At 62.5% G+C, this 15,894-nt stretch carries 15 protein-coding genes; 10 read left to right on the top strand and 5 right to left on the bottom strand.

The window, feature by feature from the left end:
• Window positions 1-105: 105 nt before the first annotated feature.
• Entirely contained in the window at window positions 106-963 is an 858-nt protein-coding gene (locus DVR09_RS07890; protein WP_115416453.1) for a cupin domain-containing protein, read from the bottom strand.
• A 214-nt stretch (window positions 964-1,177) separates the two neighbouring features.
• Between DVR09_RS07890 and rnd the strand changes: the two genes are divergently transcribed.
• Together rnd and DVR09_RS07880 are read left to right on the top strand one after the other, a co-directional pair.
• The gene (gene rnd, locus DVR09_RS07885) at window positions 1,178-2,380 is read left to right on the top strand and encodes a ribonuclease D (RefSeq protein WP_115416452.1); all 1,203 of its coding nucleotides are present in this window, start codon (window positions 1,178-1,180) and stop codon (window positions 2,378-2,380) included.
• Window positions 2,377-3,273, top strand: coding sequence for a LysR substrate-binding domain-containing protein (locus DVR09_RS07880; protein ID WP_115416451.1), 897 nt, complete (start codon window positions 2,377-2,379; stop codon window positions 3,271-3,273). Before rnd ends, DVR09_RS07880 begins: the two co-directional genes overlap by 4 nt.
• 19 nt (window positions 3,274-3,292) lie before the next feature.
• Here the strand turns inward: DVR09_RS07880 and pgsA are convergent, their stop codons facing one another.
• The gene (gene pgsA, locus DVR09_RS07875) at window positions 3,293-3,886 is read right to left on the bottom strand and encodes a CDP-diacylglycerol--glycerol-3-phosphate 3-phosphatidyltransferase (protein WP_115416450.1); all 594 of its coding nucleotides are present in this window, start codon (window positions 3,884-3,886) and stop codon (window positions 3,293-3,295) included.
• 114 nt (window positions 3,887-4,000) lie between these two features.
• Between pgsA and DVR09_RS07870 the strand changes: the two genes are divergently transcribed.
• On the top strand, window positions 4,001-5,338 hold the full coding sequence (locus DVR09_RS07870; protein ID WP_115416449.1) for an MFS transporter: 1,338 nt from the start codon (window positions 4,001-4,003) through the stop codon (window positions 5,336-5,338).
• Window positions 5,339-5,341: 3 nt separating this feature from the next.
• Here the strand turns inward: DVR09_RS07870 and DVR09_RS07865 are convergent, their stop codons facing one another.
• Window positions 5,342-5,536, bottom strand: a complete 195-nt coding sequence (locus DVR09_RS07865) for a hypothetical protein (protein ID WP_162814889.1) — start codon at window positions 5,534-5,536, stop codon at window positions 5,342-5,344.
• Window positions 5,537-5,672: 136 nt separating this feature from the next.
• On the opposite strand from DVR09_RS07865, the gene DVR09_RS07860 reads away from it, so the two are divergent.
• Window positions 5,673-7,340 (top strand): thiamine pyrophosphate-binding protein, encoded by a 1,668-nt coding sequence (locus DVR09_RS07860; protein ID WP_115416447.1) that lies wholly within the window; start codon window positions 5,673-5,675, stop codon window positions 7,338-7,340.
• A 75-nt stretch (window positions 7,341-7,415) separates the two neighbouring features.
• Here DVR09_RS07860 and DVR09_RS07855 read toward each other — a convergent pair whose 3' ends face one another.
• Complete coding sequence (locus DVR09_RS07855; protein WP_115416446.1) at window positions 7,416-7,823, bottom strand: EVE domain-containing protein; 408 nt, start codon at window positions 7,821-7,823, stop codon at window positions 7,416-7,418.
• Window positions 7,824-8,009: 186 nt separating this feature from the next.
• Here DVR09_RS07855 and DVR09_RS07850 point away from each other — a divergent pair, with 186 nt between their 5' ends.
• From DVR09_RS07850 to DVR09_RS07825, 6 genes are all read left to right on the top strand, one after another.
• Window positions 8,010-9,680, top strand: coding sequence for a putative bifunctional diguanylate cyclase/phosphodiesterase (locus DVR09_RS07850; RefSeq protein ID WP_115416445.1), 1,671 nt, complete (start codon window positions 8,010-8,012; stop codon window positions 9,678-9,680).
• A gap of 48 nt (window positions 9,681-9,728) precedes the next feature.
• Entirely contained in the window at window positions 9,729-10,538 is an 810-nt protein-coding gene (gene dapF, locus DVR09_RS07845) for a diaminopimelate epimerase (protein WP_115416444.1), read from the top strand.
• A complete protein-coding gene (locus tag DVR09_RS07840; protein WP_115416443.1) occupies window positions 10,535-11,710 on the top strand; it encodes a MiaB/RimO family radical SAM methylthiotransferase in 1,176 nt (391 codons plus the stop codon). Before dapF ends, DVR09_RS07840 begins: the two co-directional genes overlap by 4 nt.
• Window positions 11,707-12,633, top strand: a complete 927-nt coding sequence (gene ftsY / locus DVR09_RS07835; protein WP_115416442.1) for a signal recognition particle-docking protein FtsY — start codon at window positions 11,707-11,709, stop codon at window positions 12,631-12,633. The genes DVR09_RS07840 and ftsY overlap by 4 nt, the downstream gene beginning before the upstream one ends.
• A 111-nt stretch (window positions 12,634-12,744) precedes the next feature.
• Complete coding sequence (locus DVR09_RS07830; RefSeq protein WP_234041363.1) at window positions 12,745-13,413, top strand: inner membrane-spanning protein YciB; 669 nt, start codon at window positions 12,745-12,747, stop codon at window positions 13,411-13,413.
• A gap of 22 nt (window positions 13,414-13,435) precedes the next feature.
• Window positions 13,436-13,876, top strand: a complete 441-nt coding sequence (locus DVR09_RS07825; RefSeq protein ID WP_115416440.1) for a GNAT family N-acetyltransferase — start codon at window positions 13,436-13,438, stop codon at window positions 13,874-13,876.
• On the opposite strand, the gene DVR09_RS07820 is transcribed toward DVR09_RS07825, so the two are convergent.
• On the bottom strand, window positions 13,873-15,816 hold the full coding sequence (locus tag DVR09_RS07820) for a potassium transporter Kup (protein WP_115416439.1): 1,944 nt from the start codon (window positions 15,814-15,816) through the stop codon (window positions 13,873-13,875). The genes DVR09_RS07825 and DVR09_RS07820 overlap by 4 nt on opposite strands.
• Window positions 15,817-15,894 lie beyond the last annotated feature (78 nt).

The following is a 15,894-nucleotide window of genomic DNA, read 5'->3' as shown; positions in this document are numbered from 1 at the left end:
TCTGCCGGAAATTGATTGGGGCCGCGCGCGCATCCGGGCGCCGCGCGAAAACGCGCCCCTAACAGCCATCGGGGGCCGATTTGTCAAGATTCGTCTGGCCTGGAACTAGGCGATACGGGCGCGGCGCAAGGCCCGCAACGTCCCGGCCCTGACCCAGGGCCGTTTGCCAGGTGTGGGCACCCGCACCCCGCAACGAGCCAGAAGCCCGTTCATCGCCCAGGCATCATCCTGCAACAGGCTGTCGCGTGAGCGCCAGGTCACCGAGAGCGAGATCGATGGGGCATCGCCAACCGTTACCGTATGCGCCGCCTTGAACGGGACATGCAGGGCATCGCACGGCCCGATATCGAAATGAAGCGCGCTTTCGGCTAGCTGCGGCGTCCACGGCAGGAGATTGTCGCCCGTACGATGAAACCGCTCATTATCGGCCTTGCCGGGCAGCCCGCATTCCGCCGGGATCACGCTGAAGCGCTTGCGCCCCGCGATCTGGAACAGGATGTTGTATTCGGGATCGAAATGCAGCGGAGTGAGCAGGCCGGGCGAGCTGACGAAAAGAAACGCAACAGGCTTGAGCAGATCGCCCGTCACGGGGCCTGCGATAGGGGCAATGCCCGCCAGCACTTCCTCGACCAGCCCCTTGAACTCGGGCCAGCGCCCCAGATCGCGCAGCATGATCCAGCGCTTCGCTTCGCCGAGCGAGGAGACCAGAGGGCTGAGTCTCGCTGGCAATTCGGCGAGCGGCCTGAAACGCCCCGCCGGACCGTCTTCGCGAATCTCGATCAGCGATCGGTCGCCCTCGTCGATGACAGCCCCGAGATTCTCCCATGCGAAGCAGCGCTCCGTCGCGAGCGTATGACCAAGCAGTTGCGCAGCGTGAGGATAGGCGAGCCGGAAGCGCACATGATCGAACGGCCGGCCTGCCGCCTGCGCGTGGAAATGCTCGAGTGAATCGATCCGTCCCATGCGCCGCAGCGATAGCTCGCAAGCGTTAAGACTCGCTTGACCGCGCATATGGCAGGTCTAAAGCGGCGCGCGTCACGGCGGTGCATAGCGCCGCCCGCGCGATTGCAGGCCGGGCGCAAATCCCGCTACCTTGCGCATGCGGGATGACCCCGCGCCACCGTATGGGCTTTGCCCCGGGGGCGGTACTCCGCCCGACAGAACACGAAAAGACACGATGAAAATACACGATCTGATTACCGAGACCGAACCGCTCGCCGAATTGTGCGAGCGTCTGGCGAAAAGCGATTTCGTCTGCGTCGATACGGAATTCATGCGCGAAAACACCTATTGGCCCGAACTGTGCCTGGTGCAGATAGGCAATACGGAAGAAGCGGCGGCGATCGATCCACTGGCCGACGGAATCGACCTTGCCCCGCTGTGGGATCTGATGTGCGACAATGACGAGGTGCTCAAAGTCTTCCATGCCGGCGGGCAGGATGTCGAGATCGTCTACAATTTCACGCAGCGGACACCGCAGCCGATCTTCGACACGCAGATCGCGATGATGGCGATCAGTCAGTCGGAACAGATCGGCTATGCCAATCTCGTCGAAAGCTGGCTTGGCCTGACGATCGACAAGGGCGCGCGCTTCACCGACTGGAGCCGCCGCCCGCTGACCGACCGCCAGATCGAATATGCGATCGGCGACGTGACCCATCTGGCGCAGATCTTCCCGCGCATCCTCAAGAAGCTGATCAAGACCGGTCGCGGGGCCTGGCTCGATGCCGAGATGGAAAAACTCGCCGATCCTGAAAATTACGCCAACGACGCGGGCAAGGCTTGGCAGCGCATCCGTTCGCCGGGGCGCAACCCTGCCGTGCTCGGGCGTCTCAAGGCGCTGGCCGCCTGGCGCGAGAGCGAAGCGCAGCACAAGAACATCCCGCGCGGGCGCATCATGCGCGACGAAACGCTGGCCGATATCGCCAGCCACCCCCCCAAGAAGCAGGCCGATCTGACCAAGGTTCGCGGCTTGTCGAATGCGTGGAAAGACAACGACATCGGCAAGCGTCTTATGAAAGTGCTCGAAAAGGCGGAGCCGCTGCCGAAAGACGAAATGCCCGATAAGCCGAAACGCGGCGCGCCATTGGGCAAGGAAGGCGCGCTGGTCGCCGATCTGCTCAAGCTGCTGCTCAAGATCCGCGCGCGCGAAATCGATGTCGCTGCCCGTCTGCTGACCAAAGCCGACGAAATGGAAGCGCTTGCCGCCGGCGTGCGCGACCTCAAGATCCTCGAAGGCTGGCGCTACGACGTCTTCGGCAAGGATGCGCTCGAATTGGTCGAAGGCAGGCTCGCTTTCGCGGTCAAGGACGGACGGTTGCTGATGACCCATGTCGACGAAGTTCATGCGGGCATGGTCGAAGCGCAGGCAGCAGAGTGAGCACCTACCTTCCGACCCTCAAGCAGCTCCAATATCTCGTCGCGCTGCATGAGCACGGCCATTTCGGCCGCGCGGCGGAGGCCAGCTTCGTGTCGCAATCGACGCTGTCGGCGGGCATTCGCGAGCTAGAGTCGCTGCTCGGCGTGACTCTGGTCGAGCGCAGCCGCCGCGTTGTGCGCTTCACGGCGCTGGGCAATCAGGTGGTCGACAAGGCGCACCGCATCTTGCGGGAGGCCGAGGAACTGGCCGACCTGGTCCAGGCCGCGGGCAAGCCACTCGCCGGGCAGCTACGCATGAGCGTCATCCCGACAATCGCGCCCTTCCTGCTGCCGCGCTTTCTGCCGCGCCTGCGCAAGGAACGGCCCGACCTTGAGCTGTTCCTGCGCGAGGAAACCAGCCAGGACGCGGTCGAATCGCTCCAGCACGGGCGCGTCGATTGCGTTCTGCTCGCCCTTCCCTTCGCCACCGGCGAGGTCGAGAAGGCGCATATCTCGGATGACGAACTCTATGTCGCCTTCCCCAAGGACGATCCGCGCGATCCGCCCGACATCATTCCGCCGAGCATGATCGACGAAGGGCGCCTGCTGCTGCTCGAAGACGGCCATTGTCTCAAGGATCACGCGCTGGCCGCCTGCAACCGCCCCGAATTGCGCGCTTCTGCGACGATGATCGGCACCAGCCTCCATACGCTGGTACAAATGGTCGACAACGATCTCGGCCTGACCATGCTGCCCAAAATGGCGGTGGATGCGGGCATTCTCAACGGCACGGAAGTCGTCGCTCGCCCGCTCAAGAGCAAGAACGCCACGCGCGAAATCGCCCTGATCTGGCGCAAGAATTCGCCCCGCCGCGACGATTTCGAACTGTTGGCCGAAGAACTGCGCGCGGGTTAGGCTCCCGCCGCGAGGGCCTTCAATCCATGTGTTTGAGGCCGACGCGCAGATAATCCCAGCCGGTAATTACCGTCAGTACGGCAGCCGCCCATAGCGTCGTGAGCCCTACAGTATGCGGGACATTCGCTTCCACTTCGCCCAGCATCACGGCCCATCTCGGCAGGCCCTGACCAAGGATCAACGAGCCGAGCGCGACCATCTGGAAGGTCGTTTTCCACTTGGCGAGCTTGGACACGGGCACCGACACCTGCAAGGGGCCGAGGAATTCGCGCAGGCCCGACACCGCAATCTCTCGCATCAGGATAATCAGCCCGGCGATGACATGCATGTCGCCGACATAGGGACCGCGCAGCACGCCCTGCGCCGCCAGGACGAGGATCACCGCGGCGACCATGATCTTGTCGGCGATCGGATCGAGAAAGATACCCAGCTTCGACACCGTCCCGCTTGTCCGCGCGAGATAGCCGTCGAAATAGTCCGTAACGCCCATCAGGCAGTAAAGCCCGAAAGCGATCAGATAGCCCGCTTCCCAGCCCGGCCACCAAAGGAAATAGGCCAGCAGCGGGATCGCGAATATGCGCGAAAGCGTAAGGATGTTGGGCAGGTTCAGCATCGTGTGGGTCTGCCTAGCGGCATTCGCCCCGTCGCAAAAGCCGCTCAATTTCCTTGTCCGCCACGGCGAGGTCACTAGAGTCGATCGGAAGAATGGGTTTCGCCCCGGGGGGTCATGCTTACATCCACGCATTTGCTGCGCCGCAGGCGGTTCCTGCCGCTGTTCGTCACGCAGTTGTTCAACGCATTCAACGACAATCTGTACAAGACCACCATGGTCCTGTTCGTTGTGTATGCGGTCTACAGCGACCCGGCCACCGAAGCGAGTTTCAGCGGCCTGGCCTCGGGCCTGTTCATTCTGCCGTTCTTCATCCTTTCGGCGCTGGCGGGACAGCTCGCCGACATGCGCGACAAGGCGAAGATCATCCGCACGGTGAAACTGTGCGAGATCGGGTTGATGATGATCGGCGCGACCGGCCTCTACATGGCCTGGCAGGGCATCCTCGTCCACACGGTGGCCATCCCGCTGCTGCTGCTGGCCCTGTTTTTGACCGGGGTGCAGTCGACCTTTCTCGGCCCGATCAAATACGCGATTCTGCCGCAGCACCTGAAGAAGGACGAGGTTCTGGCAGGCACCGGGCTGGTCGAAGCGGGCACCTATATCGCCATTCTGATGGGCACGATCCTCGCCGGCCCGCTGGCAGTCGATTACACGGGGTGGGCGGCGATCGGGATCATCGTGATTTCCTGTATCGGCTATCTGGTCAGCCGCCAGGTGCCACCCGCTCCGCCCATGGGCGAGGTCGAGAAGCTCGACTGGCACATTCTGCGCGCTTCGGTGAAGCTGGTGCGCGATACGATGCACAATGCGGAAGTCTATTACGCCATCCTTGCGATCAGCTTCTTCTGGACGATTGGCGCAGTGCTGTTCATCCAGTTCCCGCCGCTGGCCAAGAACACGATCATGGCCAGCCCCGAAGTGGCGAGCTTGTTTCTGGTGGTCTTCTCGGTCGGCGTGGCGATCGGATCGGTGGCGGTCAATGCGCTGCTCAGGGGACGGGTATCGGCACGGTACTCGCCGGTTTCGGTCATCGCGATGGGCGTCTTCGTCGTGGCCTTCTACGTCGTCGCGAAGCTGTGGGAGGCCGACCAGCCAAGCCGCCTGCTGAGCGTCGGTGAATTCGTTGCCTGGCCGATGGCCAACGTCCTCTTGCTGTGTCTGCTGGGGATTTCGGTCGCAGGCGGGATGTTCGTGGTGCCGCTTTACGCCTTCCTCACCACACGCGTTTCGCCCGACAAGGCCTCGCGCACTATCGCGGCCAACAATATCGTAAACTCGGGAGCAATGGTGGTCGGGTCGCTCGTGGCCATGGGCTTGAGCGCGGCAGGCGTGCCGATAACCGAACAGATCCTGCTGTGCGCAGCCATGTGTCTCGTTTCGGCATGGCTGGCGAAGCGCCTGATCGCCGCAGAGAACGAAGCCGCCGAAGCGGTTGCGACAGTCAGAGTCTGAAACCTAGACGATGAAGGCCAGCACCGCGGCCACGGTGGCGAAATAAGTCGTCGCCACGCCGCGCACATCCTCGGCGGTCAGGCGCCAGTCGATCGTCTTGCCCTGGGGTAGATCCGCAAAACCACGGCGTCGCTGCGGCAGGGTGGCCCGGAACCAGTGCCGGTTGCCGTCGCTCGTCAGGACCAATGCGCGTCTCATGATGCCGGGTTAACGAAATTTTAACCATTCGGTATCCTCTCGAGTCCGACCTGTCCCCAATTGGCACGCTTTGGCAAAAATTAACCATGTTTGCAGCGATTGCACCGCTCCGATTGGCGAGCTAATCGCCGCTGTCATGACAGCGCCCGACACACCGCAAGCCGCCCAGCTCCTGATCGATTGCCTGACCGAGCAGGGCTGCGATCGCATCTTCACCGTTCCGGGAGAAAGCTTCCTGCAAGTGCTCGACGGGCTCGGTCGGCAGGATGCGATCGATGTGGTCACCTGTCGGCAGGAAGGCGGCGTCGCGTTCATGGCCTGCGCAGACGGGGCAATGACCGGCCGGCCCGGTGTAGCCTTCGTCACCCGCGGGCCGGGGGCGACGAATGCCAGCATCGGTGTCCATGTCGCGATGCAGGATTCGCAGCCGATGATCCTGTTCGTCGGTGACGTCGATAGCGAAATGCGCGATCGCGAAGGGTTTCAGGAAGTCGATTTCAGCGCCTTTTTCGGCCCCATCGCCAAATGGGCGGCACGGATCGACAGCGCGGATCGCATCCCCGAATATGTCGCCCGCGCCTACGCCACAGCAATGTCCGGTCGCCCCGGTCCCGTGGTGCTCGCTCTACCAGAAGACATGCTGAGCCGCGATACGGATAGCAAGCCGCGCCCGTGCGTCGCACGTCCCGCGCAGGCCCCCTGCCCCGATGCGATGCAGGCGATGATGGCGCTGATCGCCGATGCCGCTTCACCCATCGCGATCATCGGCGGGGCGGGCTGGAACGCGAAGGCACGCGAGAACTTCCAACTCTTCGCCGAGCGCCTCGGCATCCCCGTCGCAACGGCCTTCCGGCGGCAGGATGCGATTTCGCCCTCGAGCCCGGTCTATGCTGGGAATCTCGGCTATGGCCCTAACCCCAAACTCGTCCAACGGGTGAAGAGTGCCGATCTTGTCCTCGCCATCGGCGCACGGCTCGGCGAGGCCACGACCGACGGCTACACGGTACCCCCGCTTACCGCATCGGATCGCAAGCTAGTCCATGTCCATCCCGATGCGAACGAGCCGAGCAGCGTGTACCCGGCCGATCTGGCGATCTGTGCGAGTATGGACGAATTCGCGGAAAGCGCGGCTCTATGGGACCAGGGCGATGCGATCGATTTCGACGCGGGTCGCGAGGCGCATGCCGAGTGGGAAGCCTGGGCGACCGCGCATCCGAACGATCACGCGCTCGACATGGGTCAGGCCGTCCAGTTCATGCGCGACACGCTCCCCGCCGACACGATCATCTGTAACGGCGCGGGCAATTTCTCCGGCTGGTGGCACCGCTACTGGCGTTACGAGGGCCTTCCGACACAGCTCGCGCCGACATGCGGCGCGATGGGCTATGGCGTTCCCGCAGCGGTCTCGGCCGCGCTGCGTTTCCCGCAGCGCACGGTCGTCGCCGTGGCGGGCGACGGCGATTTCCTGATGAATGGACAGGAACTGGCAACCGCCGTCCAGCATGGCGCGAACCTCATCGTCATCGTGGTCGACAACTCCGCCTACGGGACCATCCGCATGCATCAGGAACGCGAATTCCCGGGCGAGGAGCGAATTAGCGCCACCCGCCTCGCCAATCCCGACTTTGCGGCATTGGCGAACGCTTTCGGCGGCTGGTCTGCCCGCGCGGCGACCACTCAGGAGTTCAAGGATGCGCTGGTCGATGCGCAGGGGCGTGGCGGATTGCGGCTGATCCATTGCACGATCGATATCGAGCAGCTCGCCGCAAGCGGCGCGAGCGTTAGCGGATTACGCAACCGCTAGGTCAAGCGGCGGAACCTCGCCGCGGAGGGAGCTTCGCTTTTGCACGCGCCCGCCTCCTTCTTTCGGCTGGCTCGGTCAGATCCCCGCCATGGCGCAGATCACCGACCATTCGTCGGGCTTGATTTCGGCGACCGAGAGGCGCGACAGCTTGACCAGTTCGCAATCCGCGAGCTTGGGTTCGGCCTTGATTTGCTTGAGGGTTACCGGGTGCGGCAGTTTGGTCTTGGGTTTGACCTTGACCGCCGCCCACTTGCCTTCGGGATCGGTCGGATCGGTAATCCCCGCGACACTCACTTCGCAGATGCCGACGATTTCGAGGCCTTCCCGCGAATGGTAGAAGAATGCCTGATCGCCCACTTCCATCGCGGCGAGGTTGTTCTTGGCGCGATGATTGCGCACTCCGTCCCAAGTCCCCTCCTCTTCGGCGACGAGATCGTCCCAGCTATATTTGAAGGGTTCGGATTTCATCAGCCAATAGCGCATCGGGAAAGCTGCTCCTTCAATTTCGGTTCCGTAACGGCGCGGGTAACGCGCCCTGCACACAATGGCCAGACCGTGTAACCGGCCCCCCGCGAAAAACACCCGATTAACGGGTTTTTAGGCGATAAGCCCTATCGGTCTCTGCGTGACACGGTCCCACGGGACGGTTTGGTCGGGAGGAGCGCAAATATGGCCAGTAATGGACCCGCCGGAACGGGCAAAGCCAGCGCTCGTCAAGATCACGACCTCGTCACGCTGGGAATCGCGTTCGCGGCCATAATCCTCTTCGTGGGCACGGCGGGAATAGTCGTGCCAAACCTCGTCAAAGCATGGAACGGTCAGGCCGCTTCGCCCGATGTGGCACTAAGCAATGCTCTTCTGCTGAATATCGCGCTGATTTTGCTGGGCTGGAATCGTTACAAGGCGCTGACCGAAGAACTGCGAACCCGGCGCGTATCCGAAGAGGAGGCGCGGCGCCTTGCCCAGATCGACCATTTGACGGGCTGCCACAACCGGCGGAGCTTCACTGGGGTGTTGGCCGATCTTCTCGTCGGTCTGGAACGCCGCGAACGGGCGCTCGCCGCGATCGCTATCGATCTCGACAACTTCAAGCAGGTCAATGACCTTCATGGCCACCAAGCGGGCGACGAAGTGCTGCGGAACACGGCTGCGCGGATCCAACGGATACTCCCGGAGGGCGGTGTGCTGGCACGATTGGGCGGCGACGAATTCGTGTGCGTTGTCCCCTATCATCCGCAAGTACCCAACCGCATCGACCAGCTCGCCACGCGGATGATCCAGCATGTCGCGCGCCCGGTCGAAAGCGGAGAAGCGACGATCGACGTAACGATGTCGCTTGGACTGGCGTCCAGTATGCAACTCGATAACGTGCGCGAAGGCACTTCATCGGCGCAGGACCTGATGCACAAGGCCGACATCGCCATGTATCATGCCAAGAAGCAGGGCAAGAACCGCTTTTACTGGTTCGAACCGTCGATGGAAAACGAGCTACGCTTCCGCAATGAACTCGAGGCGGGCATTCGCCGGGGAATCGCGAATGGCGAATTCCGCCCCTATTACGAACAACAGATCGATCTGGAGACCGGCGAACTGGTCGGGTTCGAGATGCTGGCGCGTTGGGAATCGCCCGAAATGGGCGTGGTCGGCCCCGACATCTTCATCCCGATCGCCGAAGAGATCGGCGTCATCGGCGACATGAGCGAAGCGCTTATCGCGCGGGCTTTCGAAGATGCCCTGTCGTGGGATCCCAAGCTGACCCTCTCGGTCAACATCTCTCCCGTGCAGATGCGCGATCCGTGGTTCGCACAGAAGCTGCTCAAGCTGCTTGTCGGCCACAATTTCCCGCCCCACCGGCTGGATATCGAGATTACCGAAAGCTGTCTGCACGAGAATGTCGGCATGGTCCGTTCGATGATCAGCAGCCTGCGCAATCAGGGTGTAGGCGTGAGCCTGGACGATTTCGGCACCGGCTATTCGAGTCTGGCGCAATTGCGCAGCCTGCCATTCGACCGTCTCAAGATCGACCGCGCCTTCATCTCCGAACTCAAGGACCAAGAGCACGGCGCCAAGCTGATCGACGCCATTTTGACCATGAGCGACGGGCTCAAACTGCCCGTTACCGCCGAGGGTATCGAGGACGAAGTGGTTCTCGAGGCGCTCAAGCGCATGGGCAAGATGAAGGGCCAAGGCTATCACTATGGACGGCCCGAGCCGTCCGAACAGGTCATCGAAAGGCTGCGGGCCAAGAACCTTCTGGCCAAGGACGGACACGACAACGTCACGAAGGTCGATTTCACCTCTCGCGAAGCGCGAAGCGGGGGCGGCAAGCTCGCGGGCTGACGCATACACTGGACGCTGTGGCGCCAAGTGCATAGATGCAGCGGCGCAATGCGCGTCGATTTCACAAAAATGCACGGACTGGGCAACGACTTCGTCGTGCTCGATGCCCGGGTGCACCCCGTTCCCGCTATCGATACAGCGCTAGCGCGCGCCCTCGCCGACCGGCGCACCGGAATCGGCTGCGACCAGCTGATCCTGCTCGAGCCCAGCGATGCTGCCGATTTCCGGATGCGAATATTCAACCATGATGGCGGCGAAGTGGAGGCATGCGGCAATGCCAGCCGTGCCGCCGCACTGCTCCACGGATCTGCTGCGAGCGTGGAAACGTCCGGCGGGACGATCCATGTCGAACCGACAAATGGGGGCGCAAGCGTGGATATGGGCAAACCGCGCTTCGACTGGGAAGCGATCCCCCTTGCCTATGGCATGGACACAGCGGTCATGCCGGTCGGCTGGGAAGGCCTGGACCGGCCCGGCGCGGTCAATGTCGGCAATCCGCATGTAGTCTTCTTTGTCGAAAACACCGATGCGGTTCCGCTCGACGTGATCGGACCGCAGATCGAAACCGATCCGCTGTTCCCGCAGCGCATCAACGTCAATGTCGCCACTATCGAGAACCGCCGGCATATCCGCCTGCGGGTATGGGAACGCGGTGCCGGTCTCACACGCGCCTGCGGAACCGGCGCCTGCGCAACCGCAGTACACGCCATGCGCCGCGGCCTGGTCGAGCGCGAGGTGACAGTGACCCTGCCCGGCGGCGATCTGATCATTGGATGGGACGATAGCGAGCGCATCCGCATGACCGGGCCGGCCAGCGAAAGTTATCGCGGCAGTTTCGAATGGGACGATTTCGCGTGAGCGAGGCGCAGGTCATTTCGCTCGGTTGTCGGTTGAATATCTCCGAAAGCGAGCAGATCCGCGCAATGGTTTCGGCGGAACGCGATCTCGTGGTCGTCAATAGCTGTGCGGTAACCAGTGAAGCCGTGCGCCAGACTCGCCAGGCGATCCGGCGCGCCCGGCGCGCGAATCCCGATGCGCGGTTGCTTGTCACGGGCTGCGCCGCCGAAATCGAACGCGGCCAAATCGCCGCCATGCCGGAAGTCGACGGCCTCGTCGCCAACAAAGCCAAGCTCGATCCGCGCGCCTGGAACGTACCTTCCGAAGCACCCCCTGCCCCGCAGGACCGCACCCGCGCCTTCATCGCGGTGCAGAATGGCTGCGATCACGCCTGTACGTTCTGCGTCATCCCTCAGGGGCGCGGGCCGAGCCGCTCGCTATCGATCGTGCAGGTGCTTGCCGAGGTGGAACGCCATCTCGACTTTGGCGCGCGCGAAGTGGTGCTGACCGGCGTCGATGTGACATCATGGGGGCACGATCTACCCGGCACACCTGAGCTGGGGAAGCTGGCTCTCGCAGTGCTCGACACCTTCCCGCAACTTGGGCGGTTGCGGATGTCGTCGCTCGACGGGATCGAAATCGATCCGCTGTTGTTCGAACTGTTCGCGCACGAACAGCGCCTTATGCCGCACCTCCACCTTTCGCTGCAGCACGGGCACGACCTGATCCTGAAACGGATGAAACGCCGACACCTTCGCGGCGATGCGGTGGATTTGATTACCCGTCTGAGGGAACTTCGTCCCGATCTGGCGGTGGGTGCGGATCTGATCGCGGGCTTCCCGACCGAAACCGGCGCGCATCACGCGGCAAACCTCTCGATCATCGACGAGTTGAAAATCGTGCACGGACACATCTTCCCCTATTCGCCCCGCCCAGGCACGCCCGCCGCGCGCATGCCGCAGGTCGAGCGTGGCGAGATCAGGCGCCGGGCCGCCGAACTGCGCGCGGCGGTGAGTGCAAGGCGCGATGAGTGGCTGGCGTCGCTCGTCGATAAGCCGAACGCGGTCCTCGCCGAACGCGACGGGACCGGCTACACGCCGCATTTCGCTCGTGTTTCCGTGCCCGAGGGCACTCCCGCCGGTGACCTGGTCACTGTGACGCCGACCACATTCGAGAATGGCCTTCTGCAATGAGTGACAAGCAAAGCTGGACCGACCGGCTGTTCGGAGGGTTTCGCAAGACCTCCGAAAAGCTGACGAGCAATCTCACCGAGGTCGTAGGCACGGCCAAGCTCGACGATGCGACACTGGACGATGTCGAGGACGCGCTGATCCTGTCGGACCTCGGCCCTTCGGCTGCCGCGCGTATCCGCGAGAGGCTGCGCGATAAGCGCTTCGGTCTGGAAATCAGCGAGACGGAACTCAAGGAAGCCGTTGCCGAGGAAATCGCCGCGATATTGCGCCCTGTCGCCAAGCCGCTCGAAATCACCGCTTTCCCGCGCCCGCAAGTGTTGCTGGTGATCGGCGTCAATGGCAGCGGCAAGACCACCACGATCGCCAAGCTCGCCCACCTGTTCCAGGAAGACGACTATGCGGTGATGCTGGCGGCGGGGGACACTTTCCGCGCCGCCGCCATCGGCCAGCTACAGACTTGGGCCGACCGTGTCGGTGTGCCGATCGTGCGCGGGCCGGAAGGCGGCGATCCGGCCAGTATCGTTTTCGATGCGGTCAAGCAGGCGACCGAGATCGGTACCGACGTACTCATCGTCGATACCGCAGGGCGCCTCCAGAACAAGCGCGAGTTGATGGACGAACTGGCCAAGATCAGGAAGGTCCTCGGCCGTCTCAATCCCGAAGCGCCGCATGACGTTGTGTTGGTGCTCGATGCCACCAACGGCCAGAACGCCTTGAACCAGATCGATGTGTTCAAGGAGGTCGCAGGCGTCAGCGGCATCGTCATGACCAAGCTCGACGGTACGGCGCGCGGCGGCGTATTGGTGCAGGCGGCCGAGCAATACGGCCTGCCAATCCATGCCATCGGCGTGGGAGAGAAGATCGACGATCTGCGCCCCTTCGATCCCGACCTCGTCGCCCGTGTGATCGCGGGAGTGGCATGATGGGTCCTTTCAGCGTCATTGCGAGCGGCGCGGCCGCGCGGCAATCGATCACCCGGGAACCTGCGGCCTCCGATGCACCATGGATTGCCGCGACGCCCGCGGCTCCTCGCAATGACTGATTGGGAAGAAATGACCGAAGCTGAAACCAATCCCAAACCGAAATCGGGCTGGCTCAACATCCTCGTCGACTATGGCCCGTTGCTGGTCTTCCTCGGCGTCTACAAGTTCTACCAGCCGCCGGAGACTTCGACCTTCGGCGAGATCGCCGCGGTGATCTACGGCACCATCGCCTTCATGATCGCGGCTGTCGCGGCGCTGGTTTTCAGCAAGTTCAAATTCGGCCATGTCAGCCCGATGCTGATCCTGTCGACCGCGCTGATCGTGGGCTTTGGCGGGCTGACCATCTGGTTGCAGGACGAAAAATTCATCCAGATCAAGCCGACCGCGATCTACCTGCTGTTCGGCGTGCTGCTGATTGGCGGCTGGCTGCGTGGCAAGGCGCTGCTGCAAATCCTGCTCGAGGCCGCCTTCGAAGGATTGAACCGCGAAGGCTGGCTCAAGCTGTCGCGCAACTGGGGTCTGTTCTTTTTATTCATGGCGGGCCTCAACGAAGTCCTGCGCATGCAGTTGAGCTTCGAAAGCTGGCTTTGGGCCAAGCTGTGGGTGTTCATGCCACTCTCGTTCCTGTTCACCTTCACCCAGATCCCGATGCTGCTGAAGCATGGCCTGGCGCTGGCGGAAAAGGACGAGGTGATAAAGGACGAACCGCCGACGGCGTGACCGCAACCGGGAGCGTACTTGAATGTCGATTGAAGTTTACCTGACACCGCCCGATGCCGTCGCACAGGCCCTGAGCGATGGCATCGCCACCTTCAATCGCAGCGCAATTCCCGATCTTGAACCGAATGAGGATGAGGTTCGGTTTCACGTCGTCGCATCAAACGAGATGGGTCAGGTCGTCGGCGGCCTGCGTGGAACCTGTTACTGGAACACGCTGCACATTGAATTGCTGTGGCTTTCCGAGGATGCACGCGGATCGGGGATCGGCGCGCAACTCGTCGAGCGAGCCGAGACACTTGCACGCGAACAGGGCTGTGAGTTGGCGCTGGTTGAGACGACGAGCTGGCAAGCCAAGCCGTTCTACGAAAAAAGCGGTTACGAGCTTATGGCAACATTGGAAGGCCGCCCCAGAGGACACGCTTCGCACTATCTGCGAAAATCCCTGGTCCCACCAAGCCGCTAAATCTCCACCTGGCTGCCCAGTTCGACCACCCGGTTGGTCGGCAGGCGGAAGAAATCCATTGCAGTGGCGGCATTGCGCAGCATCCAGGCGAAGATTTTCTCGCGCCAGATCGGCATGCCGGGCTTGTCGCTGGCCAGCAGCGTCTGGCGCGACAGGAAGAAGCTGGTGTGCATCATATCGAATTCACCGCCACAACGCTGCATCTTCTTCAGCCCCTGAGGCACGTCGGTCTCTTCCATGAAGCCATAATGCAGGATGGCGCGATAGAAGCCGTCGCCGAGATCGTGATATTCGCAGCGTTCCTCGGGATCGACATAGGGCGCATCGGCGATCAGCACGGTCAGGATCACCACGCGTTCATGCAGCACCTTGTTGTGCTTGATATTGTGCAGCAGGGCGGAAGGCACCCCGGCCGTCTGGCTGGCCATGAAGATGGCGGTGCCCGGCACGCGAGTGGCGGAATTCTTGGCGCTTTTGGCGAAGATTTCGATCGGCAGCGCGGTCTCGCTCATGCGGTCGCGCATCAGTTTGCGCCCGCGCGCCCAGGTGGTGAGCAAGGTGAAGGCGACAAGGCCGACGACCAGCGGGAACCAGCCGCCATCTGGAACCTTGAACAGGTTCGCCGCGAAATACGCCCCATCGATAATCAGGAAGAAGATCACGACCGGCGCCGCGTACCACCACTTCCATTTCCACACGCCCACGAACAGAACGCCCATCAGCAGCGTGTCGATGGTGACCGCACCCGTTACGGCGATACCGTAAGCGCTCGCAAGATTGGATGAGCTCTGGAAAGTGAGCACCAGGATGACAACCGCCACCATCAAAGCCCAATTCACAACCGGGATGTAGATTTGCCCGGCCTCGGTCTCGCTGGTGTGGCGAATCGACAGGCGCGGCATGAAGCCCAATTGCATCGCCTGATGGGTGATGCTGAAGGCACCCGAGATCACCGCTTGGCTGGCGATGAAAGTGGCGACCGTGGCGAGAATCACCAGCGGCAGACGGAACTCCTCGCTGGCCAGGAGGAAGAACGGGTTTTTGACCACTGCCGCCGCCTGCTCCGGCGGAAGGCCCGCGATCATCGCGCCCTGCCCGAGATAGTTGAGCAGCAGGCACGGCATGACGAAGCCAAACCACGACAAACGCATCGGCCCGCGGCCGAAATGCCCCATATCCGAATAGAGGGCTTCAGACCCCGTCACCGCCAGGACAACCGCGCCCATCGCGAGAAAGGCAATGAACCCGTCGGTTACGAAAAACATCACCGCGTAGTAGGGGTTGAGCGCCCACAGAATGTCGGGGTTCTGAACGATCTGGTTGAGCCCGAGACCGCCGAGCGTGAGGAACCAGACGATCATGACCGGCGCGAACAGAGCTCCGACTTTCGCGGTGCCCCGCCGTTGCAGAAGGAACAGGCATACGAGCAGAACGAGGGCGATGGGGATGACGTAGGAGGTCAGACCTTCATCGACCACGGTTAGCCCTTCGACCGCCGAGAGCACCGAAATCGCGGGCGTAATCATGCTGTCGCCATAGAACAGCGAGGTGGCGAACACGCCCAGAAGTACGACCAGCCAGCCCCACCGGGACTTGCCGATATGACGGCTGAGCAGCGCGACCAGGGCCAGGCTGCCGCCCTGCCCCTTATTGTCCGCACGCATCAGGATGGTGACATACTGGATCGCCACCACGATTAGCATCGACCAGAAGATCAGGCTGACCACGCCAAGCACGTGCATCCGGTCGATCGCGATATTCGCCGCGCCGGAAAAGGTTTCGCGAAAAGCATAAAGCGGGCTCGTCCCGATATCGCCGAAGACGATACCGATCGCCCCGATCGCCAGTGCGCCTTTCGACGCACCGTGCCCATGGCCGTGCCCCGCTTTGGAAAGCCTACCTTCGGGGACCGGGTCTTGCGCTTGCGCGGTGTCGTTCATGAAAGATTGGGTTCCGACAGCATCGTGTCACTCAGCCATTAGGGCGAAGGCGCGGGCGTTAGCAGCCTAGGTTTGCGC

The organism is Erythrobacter aureus (assembly GCF_003355455.1).
GTDB lineage: Bacteria > Pseudomonadota > Alphaproteobacteria > Sphingomonadales > Sphingomonadaceae > Qipengyuania > Qipengyuania aurea.
The sequence above is the reverse complement of the archived record's forward strand: the minus strand, read 5'-3'. Positions and strand labels throughout refer to the sequence as shown.

Coding starts and splice junctions, on each gene's coding strand:
- DVR09_RS07890 (WP_115416453.1), bottom strand. CDS start 963: ATGGGACGGATCGATTCACTCGAGCATTTCCACGCGCAGGCGGCAGGC.
- rnd (WP_115416452.1), top strand. CDS start 1,178: ATGAAAATACACGATCTGATTACCGAGACCGAACCGCTCGCCGAATTG.
- pgsA (WP_115416450.1), bottom strand. CDS start 3,886: ATGCTGAACCTGCCCAACATCCTTACGCTTTCGCGCATATTCGCGATC.
- DVR09_RS07870 (WP_115416449.1), top strand. CDS start 4,001: ATGCTTACATCCACGCATTTGCTGCGCCGCAGGCGGTTCCTGCCGCTG.
- DVR09_RS07865 (WP_162814889.1), bottom strand. CDS start 5,536: ATGAGACGCGCATTGGTCCTGACGAGCGACGGCAACCGGCACTGGTTC.
- DVR09_RS07860 (WP_115416447.1), top strand. CDS start 5,673: ATGACAGCGCCCGACACACCGCAAGCCGCCCAGCTCCTGATCGATTGC.
- DVR09_RS07855 (WP_115416446.1), bottom strand. CDS start 7,823: ATGCGCTATTGGCTGATGAAATCCGAACCCTTCAAATATAGCTGGGAC.
- DVR09_RS07850 (WP_115416445.1), top strand. CDS start 8,010: ATGGCCAGTAATGGACCCGCCGGAACGGGCAAAGCCAGCGCTCGTCAA.
- dapF (WP_115416444.1), top strand. CDS start 9,729: ATGCGCGTCGATTTCACAAAAATGCACGGACTGGGCAACGACTTCGTC.
- ftsY (WP_115416442.1), top strand. CDS start 11,707: ATGAGTGACAAGCAAAGCTGGACCGACCGGCTGTTCGGAGGGTTTCGC.
- DVR09_RS07830 (WP_234041363.1), top strand. CDS start 12,745: ATGACTGATTGGGAAGAAATGACCGAAGCTGAAACCAATCCCAAACCG.
- DVR09_RS07825 (WP_115416440.1), top strand. CDS start 13,436: ATGTCGATTGAAGTTTACCTGACACCGCCCGATGCCGTCGCACAGGCC.
- DVR09_RS07820 (WP_115416439.1), bottom strand. CDS start 15,816: ATGAACGACACCGCGCAAGCGCAAGACCCGGTCCCCGAAGGTAGGCTT.